This window comes from Acinetobacter brisouii, from assembly GCF_008993995.1.
GTDB classification, from domain to species: domain Bacteria; phylum Pseudomonadota; class Gammaproteobacteria; order Pseudomonadales; family Moraxellaceae; genus Acinetobacter; species Acinetobacter brisouii_A.
On sequence record NZ_BKNN01000002.1, the window covers coordinates 115,845 to 122,170 of the forward strand.

Consider the following 6,326-nt stretch of genomic DNA (forward strand, 5'->3'; position numbering starts at 1 on the left):
ATGGGTCTTTTTTATTGAATATTGAGATAAGAGTGTTATGCAAATCTATTTAGCGCGGAATAATCAACAAGCAGGACCTTATACCTTAGAACAAATCAATCAAATGCTCGCTAATCAACAAGTTTTATTGACTGATCTTGCATGGCATCAAGGTATGACTGAATGGAAGCCCCTAGGTGAACTTACTCATGGTCAGCTTTCTTATTTACCTCAAGGTTATTCTGAACCGCTACAATCCCAAATTTCTTCTGTCAGTTTATCCAAACAATCTATTCACTCTGCAAACAGTATTACGGCAACACTCGCACCTATCAATAAGCGTGCTATCGCCAAAGCGATTGATCTTGTTCTTTGGTTGCCTGCCTTTTCGATCCCGTCATTTTATATGGATAATGCCAGTAAACAGAAAATGATTGCGCTGCAAGAACAAGGGATCAATGCCAGCACACAAGCAGATATTTTAGCATTAGTTCCTACTGATGCTTGGCACATCATGTTAGTTTATGCTTTGATTTTACTCATAATTCAGGCATTTTTACTTGCAAGATCAGGACAAAGCCTAGGCAAGCTCGCCACAAAAATTCAAATTGTAGATGCTGAAAATGGAACAAAGGTTGGGCTAACGCGAGTTTTTTTACTCCGTAGCATGGTATTTATTATACTCAATCTTCTTTTTATGCCTTTTATCACCATATTAGATTTTGCTTTTGGATTTGGTGAAAAAAGACAAACTTTACACGATCGCCTAGCTAAAACTATAGTTATAAATCGACTAAAAACCACAAATAAAGAGGAATAGATTAAAATAACATTATGTTATTAGCTGCATGATTTTACATATTTTTTTAATTTTAAAATCTTAAATCCAACTTAATTTGTTGGATTTAAATAACTTATTTTTGCTTACTGTAAATATAGCTTAGTTAAACAATATAGGGCATAATGCCCTACAAAGTAGCGGTGCCCTATGTTTTAGAGGGAAAAATTCTTTCTACAACATAGGACACTATAATCGCTATCCCATATTCTAAGTATGTAAATGGGACTCTTCACCGAGGTTGTAAAATGAGACAAACGATATTAGCTGTATTGTCTTTATCTACGATTTCTGCACTCTTGACTGGGTGTGGTGGTGATTTAGTACTTCTAAACTCAAAAGGTCCAGTCGCTCAAGGTCTTAGCGGACTCATGATGACTGCGATCTATCTTATGCTATTGGTAGTAATTCCATCTATCATTATGGCATTATGGTTTGGTTGGAAATATCGCGCGTCGAATAAAGATGCAGACTATAAACCTACATGGGCACACTCAACTGCAATTGAAATCGCAGTTTGGGGCATCCCTGTCATTATTATTGCTATTTTAGCATATATCGCATGGTGGGGTTCTCACCAATACGATCCATATCGCCCGCTTGATGCCGAATCAACTAAAAAACCTGTTGATATCCAAGTTATTGCAGAGCCATATAAATGGGTATTTGTGTACCCAGAGCAACAAATTGCAACTGTTAATGAATTGCGTTTCCCAGAGCAAACACCGGTACATTTCCATATTACCTCTGACTTTACAATGAACTCATTCTTCATTCCTTCGTTAGCGGGTCAAATTTATGCAATGGCAGGTATGCAAACCCACCTACACGTTCTTGCGAACGAGCCAGGTGTATTCCGTGGTTTCTCGTCAAACTATAGCGGTTACGGTTTCTCTCAAATGCGTTTCAAAGCGCATAGCGTAAGCCAAGCAGAATTTGACAAATGGGTTGCTGATGTAAAAGCTGGTAATGGTAGTCGCTATTCTGCTGTTCAAAAACAAGATTTGGACTTTGCAGGCTTACAAGCACTACGTGATGGTGAGCGTTCTGAGCATCAAATCGAAGGTATGATCGCAGATGCGAAAACACCTGAAGAAAAAGCTGCTGCTGAAGCACTTGAAAAGCTAGGAACTTATCCGCACCACCCTCATCCTGTAACTTACTATTCTTCAGTTGAACCTCAACTGTTTAAACAAGTTATTGGGAAATATATGAGCAATTACCATGGTGCAGAACAAGCTCACGCTACTGCAGGGGAATAAACATGGATATGCTATTAGGTAAACTTGGATGGGGTGCCATCCCGAAAGAACCAATTGTCATCGTGACTACGATCATCATGGCTCTTGGCGCAATCGCTGTTCTAGCAGGTATTACTTACTTTAAAAAGTGGAATTACCTCTGGAAAGAATGGGCGATGTCTGTAGACCATAAGAAAATCGGTATCATGTATATCTTGGTATCTGTGGTCATGTTATTACGTGGTTTCGCAGATGCATTCATGATGCGTCTTCAACTATTCCTCGCAAGCAATGGTGGTGAAGGTTACTTACACCCTGACCATTATGACCAGATCTTCACTGCCCATGGCGTGATCATGATCTTCTTTGTAGCGATGGGTCTTGTTGTTGGTTTGTTCAATATCGTTGTGCCTCTACAAATTGGTGCGCGTGACGTTGCTTTCCCTTTACTTAACCAGTTCAGTTTTTGGGCATTTGCTGGTGCTGCTGGTCTAGTCATGGCTTCTCTTGTCCTAGGTGAATTCGCTGCAACTGGATGGATGGCATATCCTCCTCTTTCAGGCATTCAATATTCTCCTGGCGTGGGCATGGACTACTGGATTTGGGCACTACAAGTTTCTGGTTTAGGTACGCTTTTAACAGGTGTTAACTTCTTTGTTACCATTATTAAAATGCGTGCACCTGGCATGAAACTTATGGACATGCCAATTTTCACTTGGACTGCATTATTTACCTGCGTTTTAATTATTGCGACTTTCCCTGTATTGACTGCAACAATTGCAATGTTAACGCTTGACCGTTACTTCGATTTCCACTTCTTCACAAACGAGCTTGGCGGTAGCCCAATGCTTTACGTGAACTTGATCTGGACTTGGGGTCACCCTGAAGTATATATCTTGGTACTACCTGCATTTGGTGTGTACTCAGAAGTTGTACCTGTATTCTCTCGCAAAGCATTGTTTGGTTATAAAACAATGGTCTATGCAACTGGTGCAATTGCCGTTCTTTCTCTTATCGTTTGGTTACACCACTTCTTCACCATGGGTGCAGGAGCGAACGTTAACGCGTTCTTTGGTATTATGACCATGATTATTGCGATCCCAACTGGTGTGAAAATCTTCTCTTGGTTATTCACCATGTATAAAGGTCGTATTACCTATACATCTCCAATGCTTTGGACACTGGGCTTCCTTGTGACTTTTGGTATTGGTGGTTTGACTGGCGTACTTATGGCGGTTCCACCTGCGGACTTCTTAGTACACAACTCTTTATTCCTCATCGCTCACTTCCATAACGTTATTATCGGTGGTGTTGTATTTGCGATGTTTGCTGCAATTACTTTCTGGTGGCCAAAAATGTTTGGTTGGAAGTTAAATGAAGCATGGGGTAAAGCATCTTTCTGGTTCTGGTTCATCGGTTTCTATTTTGCATTCATGCCGCTTTATGTCCTTGGTTTCATGGGTATGACTCGTCGTTTGAATACATATGATAACCCTGAATGGACACCTTACCTATCAGTTGCAATGATTGGTGCAGTATTGGTTGCAATCGGTATTCTTTGCTTCGTCATGCAAGTTGTGGTTGGTTTCTTACAACGTAATAACCACATTGATCATACTGGCGATGCATGGGATGGCCGTACATTTGAATGGGCAACCTCTTCTCCAGCACCATTTTATAACTTTGCGTACTTGCCACAAGGCGAACATATCGATCGCTTCTGGTTAGACAAAGAAAATGGCGTTGCATACGTTAAACCAACAAAATATGAAGATATTCATATGCCTACAGACCGTGTCGCTGGTTTTGCTCTTGCAATCCTGATCACTGTCATGGCATTTGCGTTGATCTGGCATATCTGGTGGTTGGTCATTGCATCTTTTGTTGCAACAATCATCACGTTCATCAGAAGCTCGAATACCAAAGTTGTTGATTATTACGTCCCTGCTGCTGAAGTTGAACGTATTGAAAACGAACGCTTTGCGATTCTTGAAAAACACTTGAAGAAGGACTAAGACAATGGCTGACGTACTTCATCACGATAGCCACGGGCATGACGATCATCATCATCACGATGATACCGATCTGACCACCTTTGGTTTCTGGACTTACTTGATGAGTGACTTGGTTCTATTCGGGACACTCTTCATTGCTTACGTGGTTTTGCATACGCATATTCCTGCAGGCACGCCTAGTCCAAAAGAGTTATTCAGCGAATCTTTAGGTTACGTTTTAATTGAAACCTTTGCGCTTTTGATTTCTTCAGTAACTTTTGGTTTTGCTGTTCTTGCACGTTATAAAAATAACGTGAATGGCGTAATTACTTGGTTAATTGTCACTTGGTTATTTGGTGCGACCTTCATCGGTATGGAGCTTAACGAGTTCCATCATCTTGTACTTGAAGGTCATGGTCCAAGCCACAGTGCATTCTTATCTGCATTCTTTACTTTGGTTGGTACACACGGTATCCACGTGACTTCTGGTCTCGTTTGGATGATCGTTTTGATGTTCCAAATCAAAAAGAATGGTTTAACTTTACCAAATACACGTCGTCTCGCTTGTTTAAGCTTGTTCTGGCACTTCCTAGACATCGTCTGGATCTGTGTATTTAGTGTTGTTTACTTGATGGGAGTTATCTCATGAGTCATGATCATCATTCATCCGATGCGTCTCATGGCAACATGAAGCAATATACCATTGGCTTTATTCTATCTATCGTGCTGACCATCATCCCATTTGGGATGGTGATGGCAGGTGGTTTTGCCCCGGGTTTGTTGCTTGCAGTTGTTGGTATTACAGCGATTGTTCAGGTTCTTGTACAGTTGATCTTCTTCTTGCACATGAATGCTTCTGAAGAACAACGCTGGAGCGTGATTGCATTTATTTACACCATCTTAACCATCGCAATCTTGTTGATCGGTTCTGTTTGGGTAATGAACTATCTACATTTCAACATGATGATCTAAACTGGTTGTCATGCTGAAAAAATATATATTCCTGACCAAGCCAGGGATACTCTTCGGTAACTTCGTTACTACCTTGGGCGGCTTCTTCTTAGCCGCCCAAGGCTCTGTAGATATCCTATTACTTCTCCTCACACTCTTAGGTACAACCCTTGTTGTTGCCTCAGGTTGTGTTGTCAATAACTTCATTGACCAAGACATCGATCCAAAAATGGAGCGCACACAAAACCGTGCTCTCGTTAAAAAAACCATTGACCCCAAAGCAGCCCTAATTTTCGCAACAATTTTAGGTTTAGCTGGTTTAAGTCTTTTATGGTTCTTTGTGAATGCGTATGCAACTGGTTTTGCAGTTCTTGGCTTTATTGTTTATGTATGCTTATACAGTTTATGGTCAAAACGTACCTCTATTCACCAAACAGTGATTGGAAGTATTTCAGGTGCTTGTCCACCCGTCATTGGCTATACCGCTGTTGCACACCAATTTGATATTGCTGCTTTACTGGTCTTCTTAGCATATGCAATTTGGCAAATGCCTCATTCTTGGGGAATTGCAATTTATCGCTTCGATGACTATAAACGCGCAGGAATTCCAATTTTGCCTGTTGCACGCTCAATTGTTAGAACTAAAATTGAATCTTTGATTTATGTAGTTTTATTTGCAGCGGTGCTCAATGGTCTTTATTGTTTTGGCTATACCAATGTATTTTTCTTAGTCACTTTTAACGCTTTATGCGCTTATTGGTTATATTTGTCGATTATTGGTTTTAAAGCAAAAAATGATCAGGTCTGGGCAAAACGCTATTTCCTGTATTCAGTGATTTTAATCACTGCACTCAGTATTAGCTTTAGTTTTAGCTATCACTCTCCTGCCCCACATTTGCCAATATTTTGATAACTGTTAGAGTGGTTTTCCACTCTATCTTTTATCAACTTCTCTCAAGTTTCTTATACAATATCCAGCATTCTAATAATGAACGAAATATGGATGATATAAATGGGTTTGTCTAAGCATTTTTTGCCACTGAGCTTATTCAGTCTAGCCTTAAATTTAAGCATTGCAGCACACGCCAGTTCCGATGAGGGCTGTTTTTCCCCAAGCATTCAAATCAATACAAATTCTTACGATGCATGCCGTAACTTACCTATTTTAGATCCTGCTAACGACAATAAAACCAATATGAACCGTACCGGGTTTGTCGGAGAGTCAATATTCTGAGAGACTATCCCGATGACAAAATTAAAATATACCCCTGAAATCAGAGAAAGAGCGGTTCAATTATTGATTGAATCTGAAAAAGATTATCC

Annotated in this window: 7 protein-coding genes; all 7 read left to right on the forward strand. The window is 40.2% G+C overall.

Annotated features, from left to right (window positions below):
- The first annotated feature begins 37 nt into the window (after positions 1 to 37).
- The 7 genes from GBN19_RS01485 to GBN19_RS01515 all read left to right on the forward strand — a co-directional run bounded on the left by GBN19_RS01485 (position 38) and on the right by GBN19_RS01515 (position 6,237).
- A complete protein-coding gene (locus GBN19_RS01485) occupies positions 38 to 799 on the forward strand; it encodes an RDD family protein (protein ID WP_151709524.1) in 762 nt (253 codons plus the stop codon).
- A gap of 266 nt (positions 800 to 1,065) precedes the next feature.
- Entirely contained in the window at positions 1,066 to 2,079 is a 1,014-nt protein-coding gene (gene cyoA / locus GBN19_RS01490) for a ubiquinol oxidase subunit II (protein WP_151776898.1), read from the forward strand.
- A 2-nt stretch (positions 2,080 to 2,081) separates the two neighbouring features.
- The gene (cyoB, locus tag GBN19_RS01495; protein WP_151776899.1) at positions 2,082 to 4,073 is read left to right on the forward strand and encodes a cytochrome o ubiquinol oxidase subunit I; all 1,992 of its coding nucleotides are present in this window, start codon (positions 2,082 to 2,084) and stop codon (positions 4,071 to 4,073) included.
- A gap of 4 nt (positions 4,074 to 4,077) precedes the next feature.
- A complete protein-coding gene (gene cyoC / locus GBN19_RS01500; protein WP_151709527.1) occupies positions 4,078 to 4,701 on the forward strand; it encodes a cytochrome o ubiquinol oxidase subunit III in 624 nt (207 codons plus the stop codon).
- Positions 4,698 to 5,024: a cytochrome o ubiquinol oxidase subunit IV gene (cyoD, locus tag GBN19_RS01505; RefSeq protein WP_151709528.1), complete on the forward strand. Its 327-nt coding sequence runs from the start codon at positions 4,698 to 4,700 to the stop codon at positions 5,022 to 5,024. The genes cyoC and cyoD overlap by 4 nt, the downstream gene beginning before the upstream one ends.
- Before the next feature lie 10 nt (positions 5,025 to 5,034).
- Positions 5,035 to 5,913, forward strand: a complete 879-nt coding sequence (gene cyoE / locus GBN19_RS01510) for a heme o synthase (protein WP_151776900.1) — start codon at positions 5,035 to 5,037, stop codon at positions 5,911 to 5,913.
- A gap of 102 nt (positions 5,914 to 6,015) precedes the next feature.
- Entirely contained in the window at positions 6,016 to 6,237 is a 222-nt protein-coding gene (locus GBN19_RS01515; RefSeq protein ID WP_228271184.1) for a hypothetical protein, read from the forward strand.
- Positions 6,238 to 6,326: the final 89 nt, after the last annotated feature.

Coding starts and splice junctions, on each gene's coding strand:
- cyoB (WP_151776899.1), top strand. CDS start 2,082: ATGGATATGCTATTAGGTAAACTTGGATGGGGTGCCATCCCGAAAGAA.
- cyoA (WP_151776898.1), top strand. CDS start 1,066: ATGAGACAAACGATATTAGCTGTATTGTCTTTATCTACGATTTCTGCA.
- GBN19_RS01485 (WP_151709524.1), top strand. CDS start 38: ATGCAAATCTATTTAGCGCGGAATAATCAACAAGCAGGACCTTATACC.
- cyoE (WP_151776900.1), top strand. CDS start 5,035: ATGCTGAAAAAATATATATTCCTGACCAAGCCAGGGATACTCTTCGGT.
- cyoD (WP_151709528.1), top strand. CDS start 4,698: ATGAGTCATGATCATCATTCATCCGATGCGTCTCATGGCAACATGAAG.
- cyoC (WP_151709527.1), top strand. CDS start 4,078: ATGGCTGACGTACTTCATCACGATAGCCACGGGCATGACGATCATCAT.
- GBN19_RS01515 (WP_228271184.1), top strand. CDS start 6,016: ATGGGTTTGTCTAAGCATTTTTTGCCACTGAGCTTATTCAGTCTAGCC.